This is a genomic window from Bradyrhizobium sp. 191 (genome assembly GCF_023100985.1).
Classification (GTDB): Bacteria; Pseudomonadota; Alphaproteobacteria; order Rhizobiales; family Xanthobacteraceae; genus Bradyrhizobium; species Bradyrhizobium diversitatis.
On record NZ_CP064692.1, the window covers coordinates 1,630,343 to 1,653,061 of the forward strand.

Genomic DNA, 22,719 nt, shown 5'->3' on the forward strand with positions numbered 1-22,719 from the left:
GCTTGATCACCTTCAATTTGTGAGCCGACGGAAACTGACGCTTCCTTCCTCGTCCTGCCACAGGTCATCCTCGAAATGCCTGTCACTGTAATATCGTGTCTCACTTCAGGGGTGCAGTCCAGCACAGGCACCGCAATTCGAGCCTCAGCGATCTCCCGCCGTCAATTGCTCACGAAAATACTTCACCACCGCCGCATTGAACTCGCGATGAAATCCTGCCCGGTCGAACCCTGCGGGCACATCGGTGCAGATGCGCGGGACGGCTGCCGCGAGATCGGCCGAGCATGGAGCGAGGAACGCATAGTGGCCGGCCGGCACGACGTGGATGTCAGGCTTGCCCGGCAGGCCTTCAGCGACGCGTGCGTTGCCGGAGCCGTCGCCGACTCCGGGCCCACCGAACTGCGAGCGCCAGAACTGGAAAGGCACTTTGACGGCGGCAAGGTTCTCCCGCGTCAGGGTGGCCGGTGCGGGATCAACGATGACGGCGGCGCGAATGCGCGCATCGTGTATCGGCTCGGGCGGCGTCTCGCCATTGTGAAGCTGTGCGCACATGCCAGTCGTCTCCTTGCAGAGGCTGGCGACCCTGGCGAAGTCCGGCCTGGTCCCCATCAGCACGAGGCCGGTCGCTCCTCCGAGCGAGAAACCGACGAAGCCGACCCTGGCGGGATCGATCACCGCCCTGTCCTTCCAGTCGTTCAACAGAAAATCGAGCAGGCGCACGATATCCGCCGGTCGCGATCCCCAGACCGACAAAGTGTCGCGCCTCGAGGGGTCGCTGGCCGTATCGCCAGGATGATTGATGGCGGCGACGATGAAGCCGGCATCGGCCAGCGCCTCCGCCGTGTCGTGCTGCTGTCCGAAAAATCCGCCTCGGCCGTGCGAGTAGATGACGAGCGGCAGCTTTGCGCCCGTGACAGGGCAGTCCTTCACGCCTTTCAGGCCGAAATCCGCGCCGACCGATAAACGGCCCAGCGCGACATGCGTCGGCTCCGCCGCGCAAGGATACCAGATCGCGCCTGACAGCGCCGGATCGGCGTCGAGCAGCTGAATGCCCGCAGCCTCGGCCGGCGAACCAAGACAGCAGAGCGTGATGGCCAAAGCCCAGAGCGTGCTGCGCAACGGAAGTCCCCCGATCTCCCGCAGGAGTTGAACGCGGAACGGGAGCGGAATTGTGGCTTCGGCTTGTCGGGCGGGCACACCTTGCCGCCGCTGTCGGCGTTGAGGCAAACTGTCCGCAAAAAGGGAGGTCAGCATGTCACTGCTCGGCAAGGCCGCGGTCGCGATGTGGTGGAGCGTTCGCCCGGAGCAGCGCGCCGAGTTCGGCGACTGGCATTCGCATGAGCACTTTCCGGAGCGGATGAGCATTCCCGGCTTCCGGCGGGGATCGCGCTGGTGCAGCACGACGGATGCCGAGGGCTTCTTCGTGCTCTACGAGCTCGCGCAATACGAGGTGCTCACGTCGAAGGGATATCTCGACCGGCTCAACGCGCCGACGCCGTGGTCGAGGAAGATGATGCCGCATCATCTCGGCATGGTCCGCAGCCAATGCCGGATCATCGCGAGCTTTGGCGGTGGCGTGGCGGCCTCGCTTGCGACCATCAGGCTGTCGCCGGACATCGGCCGGGAGGCGGAGTTGCAGGCGCACCTTTCGGACACGCTCGCCGCATTGGCACGGCAGCCGGGACTGACAGGCGCCCACCTCCTGCTCACCGACACGCCTCGCACGAGCGCGCCCACCACCGAGCAGCAGATCCGCGGCAAGGACGGCGCCGCCGACTGGATCGTGCTGCTGTCCGGTTACGATTCCGATGCCGTTGAGGACGTGATCGCCGGACGGCTCTCGCCGTCATCGCTTCACGCGGCCGGCGCTTACGAAAACCCCACAATTGGCTGCTACAGGCTGGCATTCACGATGACGTCGCAGGATGTCGCTGCCGTCCAGCAACCCGGCTGAACGGCGCTCGAAAAAAATCCAAGGCGCCTGTCGGATCGGCGGCTTGCCCGTCGTCCTCGTGACATGAATGGGCCATAGACGCCAACGTCGGCCCATCAACGCAAGAGGATGAACGAAACATGCCCAATACTGTCCGCCTGCACCGCGTTCTCGCCACCAGCCCGGAGAAAGTCTATCGCGCCTTCCTGGAGGCCGATGCGATGGCGAAATGGCTTCCGCCGAACGGGTTCACCTGCATCGTGCATCATTTCGAGCCCAAGGTCGGGGGCACGTTCAAGATGTCGTTCCGGAATTTCACCACGGGCAACAGCCATTCCTTTGGCGGCGAATATGTCGAGCTCGTGCCCGGCGAGCGCATCCGCTATACCGACAAGTTCGACGATCCCAATCTGCCCGGCCTGATCGAGGTGACCGTGATCCTGAAGAAGGTCTCGGTCGGAACCGAAATCGACATCACGCAGTCGGGCATCCCGGATGTCATCCCGCCGGAGGCCTGCTATCTCGGCTGGCAGGAATCGCTGCGGAATCTGGCCAGGCTCGTCGAGCCCGAGATCAATCAATAGGCTGGCTCCGATGCAGCGGTGCTGCTCGGCCTGATGCGGAGCAGACCGCCACCGGCTTCGCGCCAGGGCAATCGCATATGGAGTGATTTCGCCCGTGGCCATCCTTCGAGACGCCCGCCGTTGGCGGGCCCTCAGGATGAGGAGCGAGTGCGTTGCGCCAGTTTCAACGGGCACCGGTGCCGCTTAGCCTCATCCTGAGGGACCGCGAAGCGGTTGTCTCGAAGGACGAGGCGCGCTCAGGTCTTTCAACAAAGCCATATGCGATCGCCCTGGGCGCCAAGCGGTATCCGACGGCGGCGCGTCAGGCGCCCTCCCGCCTGCGTTGCAGGCGCTCCCTGCAGTCCGATGCCCCTTGTGCCGGTCGAGCGGAAGGCTACACTCGGGAGGAATCGGGAGGGGGTTGATGAAACCATTCCAGGCGTTGCGGATGATTGCCTGTGGCGCGCTGCTCGTTGCGGCCGCAGCAGCTTCGGCCCGGGCCGAAGGGACTTTTGAAATTCCCGCGGGAGCACATTTCAACAAGGACAAGCTGGCAAAACTCGACGCGTTCTTCCGCAACGAAGTCGCGACGGGGAAAATTCCCGGAGCGATCCTGCTCATCCAGCAGCACGGCAAGCCGGTCTATCACCAATCCTTCGGCGTGCAGGACGTGGAGTCGAAGGCTCCGATCACCGACCATACCATCTTCCGCCTGTTCTCGATGACCAAGGCCATCACCAGCGTGGTTGCCGTGCAGATGATCGATGAGGGCAAGTTCTCCCTCGACGACCCGATCGCGAAATACATTCCGTCGTTTGCAAATGTGAAGGTCGGCGTCGAGAAGGCAGCCAGCGACGGCACCAAGACGCTGGAACTGGTGCCGCCGAACCGACCGCCGACAGTGCTCGACCTGATGCGCCAGACCTCCGGCGTCACCTACGGCTTCTACGGCGACAGCCTGGTCCGCAAGGCCTACAAGGCTGCCGATATCTATGCCGGCGATTTCGACCTCGCCGAGTTCGCCGAGCGGATCGCAAAACTGCCGCTGCACAATCAACCTGGCGCGCTCTGGCAGTATGGCCATTCCACCGACATCCTGGCGCGGATCATGGAAATCGCGTCCGGGAAGTCCCTGATCGAGGTCGAGAAGGAAAAGCTGCTCGATCCGCTCGGCATGAAGGACACCGGATTCTTCGTCGGCGACCCCGAAAAGCAGAAGCTGCTCGCCAAGCCGATGCCGAACGACAGCGATTTCCGGGTGGGACGCGAAAACGATCCGACCAAGCCGAAGAAGATGATGTACGCCAGCGGCGGCATGGTCTCGACGATGGCGGACTACGCCCGCTTCGCTCAGATGCTGCTCAATGGCGGCACCTACGAGGGCAAGACCATTCTCAGCCCCAAGGCGTTCAAGCTGCTGACGACGGACCAGGTCGGGCCCGGGTCGGGCGTCGAGCGGGACTTCTTCTACTTTCCGGGCGACGGCTTCGGCTTCGGGCTCGGCCTCGCCGTACGCACCGATCCGGGCAACGCCAAACCACCGCCGCCGGGCAATCTGGGCGAACTGAAATGGGACGGCGCCAGCGGCTGCTATTTCGTGATCGACCCCAAGCAGGACATGTTCTTCGTCTTGCTCGAGCAGACTCCCTCGGAGCGCCAACGCATCCAAAGGACCGTCAAGCAGCTGATTTATGAGGCCATGGAGAACTGACGACGTCACGTCGGCGAGCGAGCGACTGCGCAAGGCCATGTGCGCGCTTCAGTTCTGGCTGTACGGTCTTGATGTGCGTCAAACTGTCTACAGGGCAAAACGGCTAGGAGCAGGAGTCTTCCCGGCCTCGGAGGCGAGATGATGAGATCTGCTATCGAATGGTTGATCATTGCCGGTCTTGCCGCTGGTTTCGCCGCTGCCGCCAAGGCCGAAGAAGTCGATATCGGCAAGGCGGAGTTTCTGTCGTCATGCGCGAGTTGTCATGGCGCAGATGCAAAGGGCAAAGGACCGGTCAGCGGCCAACTCAAGACGCCGCCTTCCGACCTGACCGTGCTGGCCAAGAACAACAACGGGGTGTTTCCCACCAACGCCGTTTACGAGACCTTGTATGGGTCGAAATCGGTCCCGGCTCATGGCACGCGCGAAATGCCGGTCTGGGGCGAACGGTTCAACCCCATCGTCAGCCTGCCTCATGCTGTCGATCCCACTTATTGGCAAAAGGCCGGGCCGCAGCAAAGCCCGGAGGTCGTCGTGCGGACTCGCATTCTCGCCGTGATCGATTACCTGAACCGAATTCAGCAGAAATAGCGACCGAACAGCGTCGCCGCAGGGAGGCTGCTCGCCGCCAGCTACGCGACCTGACTTGCCGCCCAGCGATCCGGATCGGGACTATGCCCGATCAGCGCCAGCCCGTAGGCGATCGACTCGAACTGGTCGCCTGACATCAGCCGTTCGTTGCCGAACCGCTCGGCGAACAGCTTCCGGACGGCCGGCACAAAGGACGTGCCGCCGGTCAAGAACACCTTCTCGATCTCGCGCGCGGTGATGCCGGCCTCGCCCAGCACCTTGTCGACGGTCGCCCCCAACCGGGCGATATCGTCGGCGATCCAGGCTTCGAAATTCTTCCGCGTGATGGCCGCGCCGATATCGACGCCGCCGCCCTTGAAGCGGAAGTCAACCTCGTCCTGTGCCGACAGCGCGACCTTGGCATCGGACACGGCGCGGTAGAGCGAAAAGCCGAGGTCGAGATCGACGATGGTGATGAAATCCTCGAGCAGGTCAGGCTTCAGCGCAGTGCGCTGGAGTTCGCGGAGTTCGCGCAGATCGCCGTTGCTCTTCATCATCGCCAGCTGATGCCAGCGCGCGAGGTTGGTGTAGTGGCCGCTCGGGACCGGCAGCACCTTGTCGAACGAGCGAAAGCTGGAGCCTTTGCCGAGCCGCGGCGAGACGACGTGGTCGACGATGCGATAGTCGAAGGTGTCGCCGGCGATGCCAATGCCGGCATGGCCGAGCGGCTCGGCGCGAAGGCTGCCGCCCGCGCGCGAGAAACGCATCACGGAGAAATCGCTGGTGCCGCCGCCGAAATCGGCAACCAGCACGGTGGCATCCCGCTCCAGCCGGCGCGCGAAGGAGAACGCCGCGCCGACGGGCTCGTAGACATAGCGCGCGTGACCGGCGCCGAGCCGCTCGAACGCGGCCCGGTAGCGCTGCATCGCCAGCGCCTCGTCGGGATTGCCGCCGGCGAAGCGCACCGGGCGACCGACCGTGATGTTGGCCGCCTCGAAGCCGAACTTCCCGCCGCCATGGCGCGCCAGCGTCCGCAGGAAGGCCGCCAGAATATCCTCGAACTTGTAGCGCTGCCGGAACACCTGCGTGGTGTTGAAGCTGCTGCTCGCCGCAAACGTCTTGAACGACTGCAGGAAGCGGTAAACGTGGCGGCCTTCGAGGAACTGCTCGATCGCCCACGGACCACCCTCGGCCTGGGCGCCGGCGCCGGGCCGGTCCTCCCAGAAGCACAGGGCCGACACGTAGACGCTGTGGCGCTGTCCGCCATGATTGAAGCGGATGGCCTCGACCCGGCGGTCGTCCGCCGCAATCGCGACGACTGTATTACTGGTGCCAAAATCGATGCCGATCGAGACGGCGGGCGAGGCGCTCGACATGAACCACTCTGACGGAGGATTGGAAGGGGGCAGAGCACTAACGGCTTTGTCGTCCCCTTGCAAGACCTGGTCGGAAATGGTCGCCCCCGGACCTCACGCCGAGACTCTGACATTCACGCCGATCAGCTGGATTGATCGCCTCGACGCCAGGCCGGAAACGGATCGGCGAGAGCGGACCATGCGGCGATGTCCATCGTCGACGTTTCCGGGACGAGACATGCGTCGAGCCTGCGGCGGATCTCGGCTTCGTCCATGCCGGTGCCGATGAACACGATCTCCTGGCGGCGATCGCCGTAGACCTTGTCCCAATACTGGCCGAGCCGCTTGCGCCAGGCCTCATCGTCCGGCCACCGCTCCTTCGGGACGCTTGCCCACCAGAAACCCAGCGCTTCGGTCCTCACGATCGCTCCCGCCTGGCTGATCTCGCCGAGCCATTGCGGCCGCGTCGCCAGCCAGAAATGACCCTTCGCCCGGATCACGCCCGGCCAGGATGCCTTGACGAACTTGTCGAATTTCGACGGATCGAACGGCCGGCGGGCGCGGTAGACGAAGTTCTTCACGCCATATTCCTGCGTCTCAGGCACGTGGTCGGCGAAACCATAGAGTTCCTTGCACCAGAGCGGATGCTGCTGGGCCTTCTCGAAGTCGAACCGGCCGGTGTTGAGCACGCGGTCGAAGGGCACGCGGCTGTGATTGGCCTCGATGATGTCGGCTTCGGGATTCAACGAGCGGATGATCTGGCGTGCCGCCTCGCGCTGTTGGGGCGAGGCATCGTCCACCTTGTTGAGGATGATCACGTCGGCGAACTCGATCTGCTCGACGAGGAGATCGACCAGCGTCCGCTTGTCGCCGTCCAGCGCCTCGCCGCGCTCGCCGAGGAACTCGGTCGAGGAATAATCCTTGAGCAGGTTGGCGGCGTCGACCACCGTCACCATCGTGTCCAGATGGGCGATGTCGGAGAGGCTTTCGCCGTCCTCCGAGCGGAAATCGAACGTCGCTGCGACCGGGAGCGGCTCCGAAATGCCCGTCGATTCGATCAGCAGATAATCGAAGCGCCCGCTTTGGGCGAGCGCACGTACCTCCCTCAGGAGATCGTCGCGCAGGGTGCAGCAGATGCAGCCATTGGTCATCTCCACCAGCTTCTCATCAGTCCGCGAGAGGTTGGCACCACCATCGCGGACCAGGTCCGCATCGATGTTCACCTCGCTCATGTCGTTCACGATCACCGCCACTTTCAGGCCGTGCCGGTTGTTCAGGACGTGGTTCAGCAAAGTGGTCTTTCCAGCCCCGAGGAAGCCGGACAAGACGGTGACGGGGAGTTTGGGCATGGAGATCGAACAGCCTTTTGAGCGGGATGGGTCGAGGGCGGCGAAACACGGCATCTCATTATGTAATGTTATAACATTACATTCTCTGTTTGGCGCGTCTTGTCAAGGCGCTCTGTCCTGAGCGCCTCACCGGCTATGCCGCAATGCGGAAGAACGAATGTTGCTATGCAAACAAGGGCATGGACGCTGGCATCTGGTATACATAAACTACCCTTCGAAATGAGGCAGCAAGGCTGACTGTCTCCAGAAAGGGATTTCCGATGTCCAAGACCGCTTCCGTCGCGCTTGCCCCCTCCGCCTCGCTGTTCGCCCGCCTGATGGCCGCGATCGACAGCTTCCTGATGGCGAGCGCCGAGATTTCCAATCACAACGGCGACCTGCCGCGTTTCGGCCTGTAAGAAAGGCCTTGTCCGCCCGCCAAACGGCGGAGCTGACAGACCCCGCAGACGCCAGGTTCGGTCAAATGGCCCCGCACGTTCGGGGCCATTTTCTTTTGCCTCCTTGCCCGGGCTTGCGACCTCAGCTGCGACAATTCGTCCGCCGGACTGACTGCCGATCCGATTGTTTGTTCGCTGGCATCGCGCATACCATTGGACAAGCAAGAACGATTGCACAATCCAAGGTGTAAGGCGAGGAAAGATAACGCAGGACGGGAACAGCCGAGGGCACACGCACCGCGAGCCTTGGCGGAACCTTAGCCGAAAGGAGCGGATGCCGCGCGTCGTCCCTCCTCATACAGTTTCTATCGGGACTGCCATGGGAGATCGACCGCAAGGGTGACACCAGGCATCTGAATCGAGATGGGCTGACGCAAGTCGACAAAGAGCGGCTGCGTTGAGGGTTCGACAGGGAGAGAAGCAAATGAAGCCATCCGTTCTGAGTGTCGCTTTGGCGGCAATCGCGATGTCGTGCGCGAGCAGCACCGCAAGCCGGGCAGCCTGGGAGCCGGTCCGTCCGGTCGAGTTCATCGTGCCCGCGGGCACCGGCGGCGGCGCCGATCAGATGGCCCGCACCATTCAGGGCATCGTCACCAAGCACAACCTGATGAAGCAGCCGATGGTCGTCATCAACAAGGCGGGCGGCGCGGGCGGTGAAGGCTTCCTCGATGTGAAGACGTCGTCGGGCAATCCGCACAAGATCATCATCACGCTGTCGAACCTGTTCACGACGCCGCTGGCCACCGGCATTCCGTTCAACTGGAAGGATTTGACGCCGGTGGCGATGCTGGCGCTCGACGAATTCGTGCTCTGGGTGAATGCCGAGAAGCCGTACAACAGCGTCAAGGATTACGTCGACGCCGCGAAGAAGGCACCAAGCGGCTCGTTCAAGATGGGCGGCACCGGCTCCAAGCAGGAAGACCAGATCATCACGGTCGGCATCGAGAAGGCGATCGACGCCAAGTTCACCTACATTCCCTACAAGGGCGGCGGCGAAGTCGCCGTCCAGCTCGTCGGCAATCACGTCGATTCAACCGTCAACAATCCGATCGAAGCGGTCGCGCAATGGCGCGGCGGCAAGCTTCGTCCGCTCTGCGTCTTCGACGCCCAGCCGATGGCCTATGACGAACCGATCGCCGACGGCAAGGCCTGGAAGGATATTCCGACCTGCAAGTCGCAGGGGCTTGCGATGGAATATCTCATGCTGCGCGGCATCTTCATGTCGCCCAAGGCGACGAAGGACCAGATCGAATACTATGTCGAGCTGTTCAAGAAGGTGCGCGCCACGCCGGAATGGCAGGACTTCATGAAGAGCGGCGCCTTCAACACGACCTTCCTGGCCGGCGCCGACTACGCCAAATGGATTGAGGCCGAGGAGAAGCGCCACGAAGGCTTGATGAAGGAAGCCGGCTTCCTCGCATCGGCGAATTGAGCCGCGACTTCGACGATGGCTGAGGACGCTGCTCGTCCTCGCGCCCACCGCGAAGGACTGCGTTTCCGCCCTGGAGGTCCCATGACTGAACGATCTGAACGCGGCCCGGCACACAAGACGCTGGAAATCGGGATGGCGCTGCTGATCGGCGTCTTCGGCCTCGTCGTCATCTTCGGCAGCCTGAAGGCCGGCATCAACTGGGGCGCGGAGGGTCCGCGTGCCGGCTTCTTCCCCTTCTATATCGGCGCCGCCATCGTCGTGGCGAGCGCCATCAACCTCTGGCATGCGCAACGCGACGACGATGGCCGGCTGTTCGCAGAATGGGGGCAGCTGCGCCAGGTCATGAGCGTCGTCGTGCCGACCGCGATCTATGTCGGCTCGATGCCGTTCATCGGCCTCTACGTCGCCTCGATGGTTTTCATCGCCTGGTTCATGCGCTGGCTCGGCGGCTATCGCTGGCTGACCGTCGTCGCCGTGGCGATCGGCATGCCGGTCCTGACCTATCTCGTTTTCGAGCGCTGGTTCCTCGTCCCGCTGCCCAAGGGGCCGCTCGAGGAATGGCTCGGCCTGTGAGAGCCACGCATTCATTCAATTGCTGCTGCAGGACGTTTTGACATGGAAGAGTTGGCCAATCTGTTTCACGGCTTCGCGGTCGCCCTGCAGCCCTACAACATCATGCTGATGATCATCGGCATCACGCTCGGCGTCATCATCGGCGTGCTGCCGGGGCTGGGGGGCGCCAACGGCGTCGCGATCCTGCTTCCGCTGACCTTCAGCATGCCGCCGACATCGGCGATCATCATGTTGTCCTGCATCTATTGGGGCGCATTGTTCGGCGGCGCCATCACTTCGATCCTGTTCAACATTCCCGGCGAGCCATGGTCGGTGGCGACCACCTTCGACGGCTATCCGATGGCGCAACAGGGCAGGCCCGGCGAAGCCCTGACCGCCGCCTTCACCTCCTCCTTCGTCGGCGCGCTGTTTGCCGTCATCATGATCACGCTCGTCGCGCCCCTCGTTGCGGGCTTCGCACTGCGATTTGGTCCGGCGGAGAAGTTCGCGGTGTACTTCCTCGCGTTCTGCAGCTTCGTCGGCCTCAGCAAGGAGCCGCCGTTCAAGACCATCGCGGCGATGATGATGGGCTTTGCGCTCGCGGCGGTCGGCCTCGATTCGATCACCGGACAGTTGCGGCTGACCTTCGGCATCACGGAGCTGCTCAACGGATTCGACTTCCTGATCGCCGTGATCGGGCTGTTCGGCATCGGCGAGATCCTGCTGACAATGGAGGAAGGGCTGGCGTTCCGCGGCGGCAACGCGAAGATCAACCTGCGGGTCGTGCTGCAGACCTGGCGCGAGCTGCCCACCTATTGGATGACCTCGCTGCGCTCCTGCCTGATCGGCTGCTGGATGGGCGTCACGCCCGCGGGCGCAACGCCGGCCTCCTTCATGAGCTACGGCATTGCCAAGCGCCTGGCGCGACGCGGCAACAATTTCGGCAAGGGCGAGATCGAAGGCGTGATCGCGCCGGAGACGGCCGCGCATGCCGCGGGCACCGCAGCGCTGCTGCCGATGCTCTCGCTCGGCGTGCCGGGCTCGCCCACAGCCGCCGTCCTGCTCGGCGGATTGTTGATCTGGGGCCTGCAGCCCGGCCCGATGCTGTTCGTCGAGCAGAAGGAATTCGTCTGGGGCCTGATCGCGTCGATGTATCTCGGCAACCTGGCCGGCCTCATCGTCGTGCTCACCTGCGTGCCGATCTTCGCCGCGATCCTCCGCGTGCCCTTCGGCATCATCGCGCCGCTCATCTTGGTGCTCTGTGCGATCGGCGCCTATTCGGTGCACAACAGCACCTTCGACGTGATGCTGATGCTGGTGTTCGGCGTGCTCGGCTATCTCCTGAAAAAGTGCAACTACCCGCTCGCCCCGCTGGTGCTCGCCATCGTGCTCGGCGACAAGGCCGAGGAAGCCTTCCGCCAATCGCTGCTGGGCTCGCAGGGATCGCTCGGGGTGTTCTTCTCCAACGGCCTCGTCAGCACGATCATGGCGCTCGGTCTGGTCGCCTTGTTCTGGTCCGCGATCCAGGAAGGCTATAGCCGGTTGCGCACGTCGATGGCGTGAGGCGCGACCGCGCCATCAGCACCATCGCCAAATTGCCGCAGGTCGGACTTCTGGAATATAGAATTCCAGAAATCGCGTGGTCAGCGACGGACCGCACGTCGGCAGCGCGCGTGGAGAATCGCCCAACGCGCGGGCTTTCAACAGCGGTCTTGCGGCGTCGGGACGATGCGAAAGTAAAGGCTAAATCAATCACTTGAACAGGATCGACCGCCGCTTCCGCGGGCAGACCGGCAGCGATTGGGGCTTTACAATCCAGCCCTCATGGCGCATCTGAACAGGCCCGCGTTATTTCGCCGCACCTCCCGTCCTTCGCTTGAATCTTGGCATAATGAATACCAGGATGCGAGCAGCGCATGCATAAAAATGATCGGCGCATTCGGGAGGGTTTTTAATGACGGACATGGTGCAGTCGGCAGCGGCCCCCAGTGCCGCACGCGTAAGCGATGCGTATCGCTGGGCGCAGTTGGCGATCGGCGTGATGGCGATGGTGATGATCGCCAATTACCAATATGGCTGGACGTTCTTCGTCCCCGACATCCAGAAGACGTTCGGCTGGGATCGCGCGTCGATCCAGTGGGCCTTCACCCTTTTCGTGTTGTTCGAGACCTGGCTGGTACCGGTCGAAGGATGGTTCGTCGACAAATACGGCCCGCGCATCGTCGTGCTGGTCGGCGGCGTGCTCTGCGCCATCGGCTGGGCGATCAACGCGCAGGCGACCTCGCTCAACGGCTACTATCTCGGCATGATCATCGCAGGCATCGGCGCCGGCGGCGTCTATGGCACCTGCGTCGGCAATGCGCTGAAGTGGTTTCCGGACAAACGCGGTCTTGCCGCCGGCATCACCGCCGCGGGCTTCGGTGCAGGCTCTGCGCTGACCGTCGCGCCGATCCAGGCCATGATCAAGGACAGCGGCTTCCAGACCACCTTCCTCTATTTCGGCCTCGGACAAGGCATCATCATCTGCATCCTCGCCTTCTTCCTGCTCGCGCCGAAAGCGGGCCAGGTGCCGAACGTGGTGGCGAATGCCAATATCATCCAGACCCGGCGCAACTATCAGCCGACCGAAGTGCTGCGCCAGCCGATCTTCTGGTTGATGTACTTCATGTTCGTGATCGTCGGCGCCGGTGGACTGATGGTTACGGCGAACCTGAAGCCGATTGCGGTTGACTGGAAGGTCGACAGCGTGCCGGTGACGCTGATGGCCGTGACGATGACGGCGGTGACCTTCGCGGCCACGATCGATCGCGTGCTCAACGGCCTGACGCGTCCGTTCTTCGGCTGGATCTCCGACATGATCGGCCGAGAGAACACGATGTTCATCGCCTTCGGCATGGAAGGATTCGGCATCTGGATGCTCTACCTCTGGGGCCACGATCCGATCTGGTTCGTGCTGCTCTCGGGCTTCGTGTTCTTCGCCTGGGGTGAGATCTACTCGCTGTTCCCCTCGACCTGCACCGACACGTTCGGCGCCAAGTTCGCGACCACCAATGCCGGCCTGCTCTACACCGCGAAGGGCACCGCCGCGCTGCTGGTGCCGATCGCCAACTACATGCAGCAATCGTCGGGGACCTGGGACGCCGTGTTCATCATCGCGGCCGGCGCCAACATCCTGGCTTCGCTGCTGGCGATCGCGGTGCTCAAGCCCTGGCGCAAGGTCGTGGTCGCGAAATCGACCATCTGACCGCTCCACCGCAGTTCACGCGAGACCGACGCCCGGCCCTCACGGCCGGGCGTTTTCGTTTGGCAGGAGACCGCCGCGATTGGATGCGGCCACCCCGCCGCATTTTGTGAACGCCGAGCCAAGATAGGACTTGCAATCTGGAATATCGTATACCAATCTCCGAACGACGCCTGCGACGATAAGACACAACATTTGCGACATCAGGTCATCTTGGCAATCTGATGTACGACAGACGGGCGCGTTGGGAGGTTCTGATGATTTCCAGCCCGGATGGCGCCGTCACCGCCGCGCCGCTTCGCACCGGCTTCCGCTGGCTCCAGCTCGGCATGGGCATCGTCTGCATGGCGATGATCGCCAATCTGCAATATGGCTGGACGCTGTTCGTCGATCCGATCGACGCCGCCCATCATTGGGGACGCGCCGCGATCCAGCTCGCTTTCACCATCTTCGTGGTCACCGAGACCTGGCTGGTGCCAGTCGAGGCCTGGTTCGTCGACAAATACGGCCCGCGCATCGTCGTCATGTTCGGCGGCGCGATGATCGCGCTGTCCTGGATCCTCAACTCCTACGCCGATAGCCTCACCCTGCTCTACGCAGCCGCGATCATCGGCGGCCTCGGCGCGGGCGCGGTGTACGGCACCTGCGTCGGCAACGCGCTGAAATGGTTTCCCGACCGTCGCGGTCTCGCGGCAGGTGCAACCGCCGCCGGCTTCGGCGCGGGTGCCGCACTCACGATCGTGCCGATCGCGAGCATGATCGCCTCGAGCGGCTACCAGCACGCGTTCCTCACCTTCGGCATCGCCCAGGGCGTCGTCGTGTTCGTGCTCGCCTTCTTCATCCAGCCGCCGCAGATCTCGATTCCGCCGAAGAAGAAGCAGCTCAATCTGCCGCAGACCAAGATCGACTTCACGCCGCCGCAGGTGCTGCGTACCCCTGTTTTCTGGGTCATGTATCTCGTTTTCGTGATGGTTGCCTCGGGCGGCCTGATGACCGCGGCGCAGATCGCCCCGATCGCGCACGACTACAAGATCGCGAATAGTCCGGTAACGCTCGCCGGCTTCCAGATGGCGGCCTTGACGTTCGCGATCTCGCTCGACCGCATCTTCGACGGTTTCGGGCGTCCGTTCTTCGGCTGGGTCTCCGACACGATCGGCCGCGAGCCCACCATGTTCATCGCCTTCGGCACCGCTGCCTTGATGTTGCTGACGCTGTCGGCCTATGGCCACCTGCCGACCATCTTCGTGCTCGCAACCGCGGTCTATTTCGGAGTGTTCGGCGAAATCTACTCGCTGTTCCCCGCGACCTGCGGCGACACCTTCGGTGCGAAGTTCGCGACCACCAACAACGGCATGCTCTACACCGCCAAGGGCACGGCCTCGCTGCTCGTCCCGCTCGCAAGCGTGATCTCCACCGCCTATGGCTGGAAGGCCGTGTTCGTGGTCGCGGTGGCGCTGAACGCAATGGCGGCGCTGACGGCGCTGCTCGTGATCAAGCCGCTGCGCCGCTCCTTCATCCTCGGCAAGGAAGCCGAGAGCACCGGCGCCGCCGCCGGCACTGCCAAAACCGAGACGGTGTAAGCACCACACGGATTTGCATGCTTGAGAAGGGGCGCAGCGATGCGTCCCTTTTCTTTTTGGCCCACGACAAACGTCAGTATGACTGTCGCAAGATTTTTCGGATCAGCCAAATCCAGCGCTTGACGATTGGCATTATGTATACCACACTTCTCCCGTCACTCACCCAGGGAGGTTGCAATGCTGGTCGGAGACATTCTGCGCAAGAAGACGCCGCGCGTTGTCACGGTGCGTATGAACGAAACGGTGGGTATCGCGGCCAAGCTGATGCGCGCCAACAACATCAGTGCTCTGGTGGTGAAGGACGTGGTCCGCTCCGAGGGCAACACCGCGGTCGGCATGTTCACCGAGCGCGACGTGGTGCGCGCCGTCGCCGAGCACGGCACCAACGCCGTCAATGTCAAAGTCTCGCAACTCGTCTCGGTGCAGCAGCTCGTATCCTGCACCTCCTCGGATCCGATCGAGCACGTCCGCCATCTGATGAACCGTCATCACATCCGCCATCTGCCCGTGATCGACGATTACAGCCTCATCTCCGTCATCAGCATGCGCGACATCGCCGCGGCCGTCGACGAGGCCCTCAACGGCGCGCCGCAAGCGGCAGCCTAAAAGAGCTCGCCTTACGTTCAGTCACGGAACAGCTGCGCGCCCTCTCCCGCTTGCGGGAGAAGGTTGGGGAGAGGGCTGTCTCCGCCAAGCGAGACTCCTCAAGAGGAGAGAACCCTCACCCGCCGCGCTCGGGACGATGCTTCGCATCGCCCCGGGGCGCCAAGGCCGAAGCTCGGCTTCGGCGTTCTCAAGAACGGCCGCCGAAGGCGGCCTTTGCTCTCCCGCAAGCGGGAGAGGTGCAGCGAACCTGTGTCACGACCGATCGAGCCATTTCCCCAATCTTGGTTCCGCGAGGATTTCATGAAGATCAGCATCTACGGCGCCGGCGCAATCGGCGGATATCTCGGGGTACAGCTCGCGCGTGCGGGCGCCGATGTCAGCCTGGTCGCACGCGGCCCGCACCTTGCCGCGATGCGCGAGCGCGGCCTGACGCTGCTCGCGGGCGAGGAGCAGCACACCGTACATCCGCGCTGCACCGACGATCCCGCCGAGCTTGGCGTGCAGGATTTCATCATCATTACGCTGAAGGCGCATTCGATCACCGGCGTGATCGAGAAGATGCGGCCGCTGCTCGGGCCTCACACCCGCATCGTCACGGCCGTCAACGGCATTCCCTATTGGTACTTCTACAAGCACGGCGGGCAATACGAGAACTCGACGCTGGAGAGCATCGACCCCGGCGGGCGGCAGTGGCGCGAAATCGGCGCCGAGCGCGCCATCGGCTGCATCGTCTATCCCGCCACCGAGATCGAGGCGCCCGGCGTGATCCGCCACGTCTACGGCAACAACTTTCCGCTCGGCGAGCCCTCCGGCGAGATCACTGATGACGTGCAGCGTCTCGCCGACCTGTTCGTCGCCGCCGGGCTGAAGGCGCCGGTGCTCGACCGCATCCGGGACGAGATCTGGCTCAAGCTGTGGGGTAACGTGTGCTTCAATCCGATCAGCGCGCTGACCCACGCCACGCTCGACGTGATCTGCACCGATCCGGCGACGCGCGCACTGTCCCGCGCGATCATGGTGGAGACGCAAGCCATCGCCGAGACGTTCGGGGTCAAGTTCCGCGTTGACGTCGAGCGCCGCATCGAGGGCGCCCGCAAGGTCGGCGCGCACAAGACCTCGATGCTCCAGGATCTCGAGCGCGGCCGCCCGATGGAGATCGATCCGCTCGTCACGGTGGTGCAGGAGATGGGCCGCCTTACCGGGATCGCCACGCCTGCGCTCGATTCAGTGCTGGCCATGGTGACCCAGCGCGCCCGCATCGCCGGCCTTTATGACGGGGTCTCGACGCCATCAGATCCGCGAGCACTGGCGGTGGCATGATGGCGAGCGAGATCAACAAGTGGCTCCGCTTCCGGAGCAATGGCGCGACCGGCTTCGGCACGCTGAGCCCATCAGGCATCAGCGTGCATGAAGGCGAGATGTTCGGCCGCAGCACCGCTACCGGCAAGACGCTGTCGCTGTCGGAGGTCGAGCTGCTCGCGCCCTGCGCGCCGAGCAAGATCGTCGCGCTCTGGAACAATTTCCACGCGCTCGCGGCAAAGCTCAACCAACCCGAGCCGCCGGAGCCGCTCTATCTGCTGAAGGCCACCACCAGCATCGCCGCCCCCGGTGCGGTGATCCGCCGCCCGTCCTCCTACGACGGCAAGACGACCTATGAGGGCGAGCTCGGCATCGTCATCGGCAAAGCCTGCGCGCGCGTGTCGCCGGCAGAAGCGGATAGCTTCATCTTCGGCTACACCTGCGTCAACGACATCACCGCCAACGACATCCTGACGCGCGACCCCACCTTCCCGCAATGGGCCCGCGCAAAGGGTATCGACGATTACGGCCCGTTCGGACCCGTCATCGCGACCGGCATCGATCCGGCCGCGCTCGTGGTCCGTACCATCCTCAATGGCGCGGAGCGGCAGAACTATCCGATCTCGGACATGATCTTCAGCGCTCAGGAGCTGGTCAGCGGGATCTCGCATGACATGACCCTGCTGCCCGGCGACCTCATCGCCGTCGGCACTTCCGTCGGCGTCGGCGTGATGAAGGAGCCGGTGAACACGGTCACCGTCTCGATCGACGGCATCGGCGAGCTGACCAACGAGTTTCGGCTGTAACCGCCCCGCAGCGCAACAAAATTGATCCCGCGCAAATCGGCCGTCGCGGCCACCGGTATCCTTTCCTCCGATGCAAGGGAGGACGCCATGACGAATGCCGCCAATGCGCTTTTGTGGACAGCCCTTTACTTCGCTCTCTCGTTCGCCGTGATTTTCGTGGTGTGGTTCGCCGACAGGATACGCTCGAACCTCCGAGGGAAACGATAGCCCGAGGCGCGCCGAAGCATTCGGACACATCACATCTGCGCGCGCTCGACATATGCCGCCAACATGTCGCGTGCCTGCCGCAACTTGGACGCATTCGGCCGCCCTTTTGTGAGGCGTGTCTGGGGGCACGGCAGTGCCGTGTTTGGACCAAACCTTCAGGGGTATATGACTGTGAAGAAGATTGTATTTGCTCTCGGTGCTACGCTTGCTCTGGCGACGGCTGCGAACGCTGCGGATTTGCCGCGCCGGCAGCCCGTGCCGGCCTATCCGGCCGAACAGGCGCCGATTGGCAAGATGCCGATTGGAAAGAGCCCGGTTGGAAAAGCCCCGATCGGCAAGGCGCCCGGCCCGGTCGCAGCGCGCTACTGACGCGCAGCGGAATACGCGCAGATCTGCGTAGCAGCCGACAGTCGAGGGATATCGCGTGACGAACAAAGCTGATCGATCCGGATCCTGCATCCTCGCGGGCTTCGCTCTTGCGGCCATGCTCTCGTGCACGACGCCCTCGGCCTCGGCCCACCAGGCAAACAAGGGCGTTGCCGACGCGAACGCGCTTGCCACGGCCGACACCGCCTCGCGACCTCAGCCGCAATCGACGCGGCGCTCCGTCGCGCGCACGGAGAAAGGCCCCTACTACGTCGACTTCCGCGCGCGTACCGCCGCGAGCTGGGGCCATGCCTTCGTCTGGTACGGCAAGACCAGCGAGCGCGCCGTGGAGGTCGCAGGGCTCACGCCGGCCGGCGACACGCTCGCTTACGTGCTCGGTCACATCACCTTTGTGCCGTCCGAGACCGGCGCGAGCTACGGCGATCTCGATCCGGAATATCTGACCGCAAGCTATCGCGTCTACCTGAACGAAGCGGACGCCAAGCGCGTGTTCGCCTACATCAAGAAATTGCAGGCGAACTCACCGGTGTGGAATGCCGAGACCATGAACTGCACCGGCTTCATCGGCGACATCGCCGAGTTCATGGGCCTCGAGGTCCCCAACCGCTGGCAACGCCCGGAAAACTTCGTCAACCACCTCAAGGAAATGAACGGCGGCCGTCAGATGGTGCGGCTGTCGGCGGAGTAGCCGAAGCCTCAGTTATCCGTGCCCCGGACGCAGCGCAGCGTCCCTTCGACGATGCGCTGCAGAGCCGGGGCCCATCTCTCAAAGCATTCGCGGAATGTGGGTCCCGGCTCTGCTCCGCAACGCCACAAGCGAGTTCACGCGCGTCTTCGACGCGCTATGGGCGTTGCAGCGCGTTCGGGACACGAGGCCATCCGAATTATCCGCCTCACGGAATCGCCCCGCCGCCCGCATGACGTCCCGCCCCTACCGCACACCCCCGCTCATAGACTTTTGCCACCCCGGGCGGCATCCTCCGGCCATCAACCGATAACAGCGCGCCATGCCGGCAGGGGGAAACACATCATGTTGCAGACACGGTTCACCAAACTCGTCGGCGTCGAGCACCCGATCGTCCAGGGCGGCATGCAGTGGGTCGGCCGCGCCGAGCTGGTCGCCGCGGTCGCCAATGCCGGCGCGCTCGGCTTCATCACCGCGCTGACCCAGCCAACGCCGGAGGACCTGACCAGGGAGATCGCGCGCTGCCGCGACCTCACCGACAAGCCGTTCGGCGTCAACCTCACCATCCTGCCCGCGATCAAGCCGCCGCCCTATGCCGAGTACCGCGCCGCCATCATCGAGAGCGGCATCAAGGTGGTCGAGACCGCCGGCAACAAGCCCCAGGAGCATGTCGACGAGTTCAAAAAGCACGGCGTCAAGGTCGTGCACAAATGCACCAGCGTGCGCCACGCGCTCTCGGCCGAGCGCATGGGCGTCGATGCCATCTCGATCGACGGCTTCGAATGCGCCGGCCACCCCGGCGAGGACGACACCCCCGGCCTGATCCTGATCCCGGCCGCCGCCAACAAGATCAGGATCCCGATGATCGCCTCGGGCGGCTTTGCCGATGCCCGCGGCCTCGTCGCGGCGCTGGCCCTGGGTGCCGACGGCATCAACATGGGCACGCGCTTCATGGCCACCAAGGAAAGCCCGATCCACCAGCTCATCAAGGAGAAGATCGTCGCCAATGACGAGCGCGAGACCGAGCTGATCTTCCGCACCATGCGCAACACCTCGCGTGTGGCGAAGAACGCGATCTCGAGCAAGGTCGTCGCCATGGAGAAGGAGGGCGCGAAGTTCGAGGACATCCGCGAGCTCGTCGCCGGCGCCCGCGGCAAGATGGTCTATGCCACCGGCGATTCCGACGAAGGCATCTGGTCGGCCGGCCAGGTGCAGGGCCTGATCCAGGACATCCCGAGCTGCGCCGAACTGGTCTCCCGCATCGTGCGCGAGGCGGAAGCGATCATCCGCGGCAGGCTGGAGGAAATGATCGTTCATCCGCAACGTGAAGCCGCGGAATAATCACCGCAAGAAGCGAGAGCAATTCATGAAGGCTTACGTCTACGGCCCTGGTGGCGCTACGATTTCCGATGTCGCTCAACCAAAGCCCAAGGGCACGCAGGTGCTGGTCCGCGTCCGCGCTTGTGCGCTGAACCGGGCCGACACCATCATGCGCAAGGGGCACGCCCATGGGGCGGCCGGCGGCGTCGGCACCGTGCTCGGCATGGAATGGGCCGGCGAAGTCGCCGAGCTTGGGCCGAATGCCAAAGGCGTCAAGGTCGGCGACCGCATCATGGGCTCGGGCGGCGCGGCCTTTGCCGAATATACTTTGGCCGATCACGGCCGGCTATTCCACGCCCCCTCGAACATGAATTTCGAGGAGGCCGCCACTCTCCCCGTCGCGCTCACGACCATGCACAACGCCGTCGTCACCGTCGGCGGTGTGCAGCCAGGCCAGAGCGTGCTGATCCAGGGCGCGAGCTCCGGAGTCGGCCTGATGGCGATGCAGATCGCCAGGCTCAAGGGCGCAAAGCTCGTGATCGGCTCGTCGACCGACGCCACTCGCCGCGGCCGGCTGAACGAATACGGCGCCGATCTCGCCGTCGATAGCTCCGATCCCCAATGGGTCGACGAGGTGCTGAAGGCGACGAACGGGGAAGGCGTCGATCTCATCGTCGACCAGGTCTCGGGCAAGGTCGCGAGCCAGAACCTCGCCGCGACGAAGATCAAGGGCCGCATCGTCAATGTCGGCCGGCTCGGCGGCACCCACGCCGACTTCAACTTCGACCTGCATGCGGCCCGCCGCATCGACTATGTCGGGGTAACCTTCCGCACCCGCACCATCGAGGAGGTCCGCGAGATCTTCGAGGAGGTCCGCAAGGACGTCTGGGGCGCGGTGGAATCACGCAAGCTGCAGCTGCCAATCGACAAGGTGTTCGCGTTCGACGATATCGATCAGGCGTTCGAGCACATGGAGGCGAACAGGCATCTGGGGAAGATCGTGGTGACGCTGTGAGGGTTGTGGCAGTGAGACAAGAGCGGAGCGACGCTCTCTCCTCTCGTCATGGCCGGGCTTGACCCGGCCATCCACGTCTTTACCCCTTACGCAGAAGAACGTGGATGCCCGGGACAAGCCCGGGCATGACGGCGTCGGGGGATACGCTCCTGCAAGTCACTCGCGACTACGGCTGTGGATCGTCGCTTGATGTTCACCCACGCCCTGCTAAATCCCCCGCCATGACCTCCCAGCACAACAAGACCTCGGTCGCCGCGATCTCGATCTTCGCCAGTGGCGGCATGGCGGTGGCCAAGTTCGCGGTCGGGATCGCGATCGGCTCGCTGGCGCTGATCTCCGAGGCCCTGCATTCCTCGATCGACCTGGTCGCGACCATCATCACCTGGGCGGTGGTGCGGGTGTCCGACAAGCCCGCGGACGACGAACACCACTACGGCCACGGCAAGCTGGAAAGCGTCTCCGCGCTCGGCGTCACCGCCCTGCTCTACGTGCTTGCCGGCGGCATCCTGGTCGAGGCCTATAGCCGGCTGAGCGAGGGAACCCCGCCGCCGACCATTTCGGCCGTGCCGTTCGTCGTGCTGGTGCTCGACATTGCCGTCAATCTCTGGCGCGCCCGCGCCCTGCAGCGCGCGGCGCGCGAGACCAGGAGCCAGGCGCTGGCGGCGGATGCGCTGCATTTCGCCTCCGACGTGATGGGCTCGTTCGCCGTGATCGTGGGCCTGATCCTCGCCGGCCTCGGCTTCTGGTGGGGCGACGCGGCGGCGGCCGCAGCGGTTGCCGTGATGATCGCCCTGCTCGGGTTGCGCATGGCCGGCTCCACCGTGCAGACGCTGGTCGACCGCGCCCCGGAAGGCGCGCAGGAGAAGGCCACCGCCGCGATCCGCGGCGTACCGGGCGTGATCGACGTCGACCGGCTGCGCGTGCGCATGGTCGGAGCGACCACGTTCATCGATACCATCGCGAAGGTGCCGCGGACCTATCCGATCGACCGGGTCGAGGACATCAAGCGCAACGCGCAGGCCGCCGTCGCCAAGGCTTTCGGCGATGCCGACCTTACCTTCGCCGCCGTGCCCGTCGCGCGCGACAACGAGACCGTGCGCGACCGCATCATGGTGATCGCGCGCAATTCCGCCCTCGCCGTCCACCACGTCACGGTGCACGATCTCGGCGCCAAGCTGATCGTCGGCATCGACCTCGAGGTCGATGCCGACATGCAGCTCGAGGCCGCCCATGACGTCGCCAACACGCTGGAGCGCAACATCCAGGAGGAGTTCGGCGAGGACGTCGAGGTCGACGTTCACATCGAGCCATTGGAACCGGAACTGCCGTTCGGCGTCGATGCCGCACCGGAACGGGTGCAGACCATCGCCGCCGCGCTGGCCGAATTCGCCGGCGAAGGCGAGATCCACGACATCCATAATGTGCGTGTCCGCAACACCGACGCCGGCGAGATCGTCAATTTCCACTGCCGCGCGGCACCGTCGATGAGCGTGATCAAGGTGCACGAGCATGTCGACGCGATCGAGCGCGCGTTGCGGCGTGCGTTCCCGAGCGTGAAGCGCGTGATCAGTCACGCCGAACCGCCGCGTGCGTGACGCAGAACGCAGCGGGAGTCACACGTTCTCGTTTCGGACTCCTCGCGCACGCGAGTTTGCCGCCACCCGATGCACAAAC

At 64.0% G+C, this 22,719-nt stretch carries 21 protein-coding genes; 18 read left to right on the top strand and 3 right to left on the bottom strand.

What is annotated here, in order from left to right:
- Positions 1-144: 144 nt before the first annotated feature.
- The gene (locus IVB23_RS07575; protein WP_247803115.1) at positions 145-1,119 is read right to left on the bottom strand and encodes an alpha/beta fold hydrolase; all 975 of its coding nucleotides are present in this window, start codon (positions 1,117-1,119) and stop codon (positions 145-147) included.
- A 133-nt stretch (positions 1,120-1,252) separates the two neighbouring features.
- Here IVB23_RS07575 and IVB23_RS07580 point away from each other — a divergent pair, with 133 nt between their 5' ends.
- The 4 genes from IVB23_RS07580 to IVB23_RS07595 all read left to right on the top strand — a co-directional run bounded on the left by IVB23_RS07580 (position 1,253) and on the right by IVB23_RS07595 (position 4,795).
- Complete coding sequence (locus tag IVB23_RS07580; protein WP_247803116.1) at positions 1,253-1,954, top strand: hypothetical protein; 702 nt, start codon at positions 1,253-1,255, stop codon at positions 1,952-1,954.
- 119 nt (positions 1,955-2,073) lie between these two features.
- Positions 2,074-2,517 carry an SRPBCC family protein gene (locus IVB23_RS07585; RefSeq protein ID WP_247803117.1) on the top strand — a complete coding sequence of 148 codons (444 nt, stop codon included), beginning with the start codon at positions 2,074-2,076 and terminating at the stop codon, positions 2,515-2,517.
- 427 nt (positions 2,518-2,944) lie between these two features.
- Positions 2,945-4,207, top strand: coding sequence for a serine hydrolase domain-containing protein (locus IVB23_RS07590; protein WP_247804791.1), 1,263 nt, complete (start codon positions 2,945-2,947; stop codon positions 4,205-4,207).
- A 138-nt stretch (positions 4,208-4,345) separates the two neighbouring features.
- A complete protein-coding gene (locus IVB23_RS07595; protein WP_247803118.1) occupies positions 4,346-4,795 on the top strand; it encodes a cytochrome c in 450 nt (149 codons plus the stop codon).
- Between the two features lie 41 nt (positions 4,796-4,836).
- On the opposite strand, the gene IVB23_RS07600 is transcribed toward IVB23_RS07595, so the two are convergent.
- Entirely contained in the window at positions 4,837-6,150 is a 1,314-nt protein-coding gene (locus tag IVB23_RS07600) for an Hsp70 family protein (protein WP_247803119.1), read from the bottom strand.
- 122 nt (positions 6,151-6,272) lie between these two features.
- A complete protein-coding gene (gene zigA, locus IVB23_RS07605; protein ID WP_247803120.1) occupies positions 6,273-7,478 on the bottom strand; it encodes a zinc metallochaperone GTPase ZigA in 1,206 nt (401 codons plus the stop codon).
- A 260-nt stretch (positions 7,479-7,738) separates the two neighbouring features.
- Between zigA and IVB23_RS07610 the strand changes: the two genes are divergently transcribed.
- The 14 genes from IVB23_RS07610 (at position 7,739) to IVB23_RS07675 (ending at position 22,640) form a co-directional block, all read left to right on the top strand.
- Entirely contained in the window at positions 7,739-7,876 is a 138-nt protein-coding gene (locus IVB23_RS07610) for a hypothetical protein (protein WP_194388353.1), read from the top strand.
- 463 nt (positions 7,877-8,339) lie between these two features.
- Positions 8,340-9,347: a tripartite tricarboxylate transporter substrate-binding protein gene (locus IVB23_RS07615; protein ID WP_247803121.1), complete on the top strand. Its 1,008-nt coding sequence runs from the start codon at positions 8,340-8,342 to the stop codon at positions 9,345-9,347.
- Positions 9,348-9,428: 81 nt separating this feature from the next.
- Complete coding sequence (locus IVB23_RS07620) at positions 9,429-9,920, top strand: tripartite tricarboxylate transporter TctB family protein (protein ID WP_247803122.1); 492 nt, start codon at positions 9,429-9,431, stop codon at positions 9,918-9,920.
- Positions 9,921-9,962: 42 nt separating this feature from the next.
- Positions 9,963-11,462 (top strand): tripartite tricarboxylate transporter permease, encoded by a 1,500-nt coding sequence (locus tag IVB23_RS07625; RefSeq protein ID WP_247803123.1) that lies wholly within the window; start codon positions 9,963-9,965, stop codon positions 11,460-11,462.
- A gap of 391 nt (positions 11,463-11,853) precedes the next feature.
- Positions 11,854-13,143 (top strand): oxalate/formate MFS antiporter, encoded by a 1,290-nt coding sequence (oxlT, locus tag IVB23_RS07630; protein ID WP_061883315.1) that lies wholly within the window; start codon positions 11,854-11,856, stop codon positions 13,141-13,143.
- Positions 13,144-13,397: 254 nt separating this feature from the next.
- Positions 13,398-14,720 carry an oxalate/formate MFS antiporter gene (oxlT, locus tag IVB23_RS07635; protein ID WP_061883384.1) on the top strand — a complete coding sequence of 441 codons (1,323 nt, stop codon included), beginning with the start codon at positions 13,398-13,400 and terminating at the stop codon, positions 14,718-14,720.
- 177 nt (positions 14,721-14,897) lie between these two features.
- The gene (locus tag IVB23_RS07640) at positions 14,898-15,326 is read left to right on the top strand and encodes a CBS domain-containing protein (RefSeq protein WP_247803124.1); all 429 of its coding nucleotides are present in this window, start codon (positions 14,898-14,900) and stop codon (positions 15,324-15,326) included.
- A 300-nt stretch (positions 15,327-15,626) separates the two neighbouring features.
- Entirely contained in the window at positions 15,627-16,646 is a 1,020-nt protein-coding gene (locus IVB23_RS07645) for a 2-dehydropantoate 2-reductase (protein ID WP_247803125.1), read from the top strand.
- Positions 16,643-17,431, top strand: coding sequence for a fumarylacetoacetate hydrolase family protein (locus tag IVB23_RS07650; protein WP_156505528.1), 789 nt, complete (start codon positions 16,643-16,645; stop codon positions 17,429-17,431). The genes IVB23_RS07645 and IVB23_RS07650 overlap by 4 nt, the downstream gene beginning before the upstream one ends.
- Before the next feature lie 372 nt (positions 17,432-17,803).
- On the top strand, positions 17,804-18,007 hold the full coding sequence (locus IVB23_RS07655; RefSeq protein WP_035718272.1) for a hypothetical protein: 204 nt from the start codon (positions 17,804-17,806) through the stop codon (positions 18,005-18,007).
- A gap of 55 nt (positions 18,008-18,062) precedes the next feature.
- The gene (locus tag IVB23_RS07660; RefSeq protein WP_247803126.1) at positions 18,063-18,713 is read left to right on the top strand and encodes a hypothetical protein; all 651 of its coding nucleotides are present in this window, start codon (positions 18,063-18,065) and stop codon (positions 18,711-18,713) included.
- 342 nt (positions 18,714-19,055) lie between these two features.
- The gene (locus IVB23_RS07665; protein ID WP_197965194.1) at positions 19,056-20,051 is read left to right on the top strand and encodes a nitronate monooxygenase family protein; all 996 of its coding nucleotides are present in this window, start codon (positions 19,056-19,058) and stop codon (positions 20,049-20,051) included.
- 25 nt (positions 20,052-20,076) lie between these two features.
- Positions 20,077-21,045 (top strand): zinc-binding dehydrogenase, encoded by a 969-nt coding sequence (locus tag IVB23_RS07670; protein ID WP_247803127.1) that lies wholly within the window; start codon positions 20,077-20,079, stop codon positions 21,043-21,045.
- A gap of 221 nt (positions 21,046-21,266) precedes the next feature.
- On the top strand, positions 21,267-22,640 hold the full coding sequence (locus tag IVB23_RS07675; RefSeq protein ID WP_061883322.1) for a cation-efflux pump: 1,374 nt from the start codon (positions 21,267-21,269) through the stop codon (positions 22,638-22,640).
- Positions 22,641-22,719: the final 79 nt, after the last annotated feature.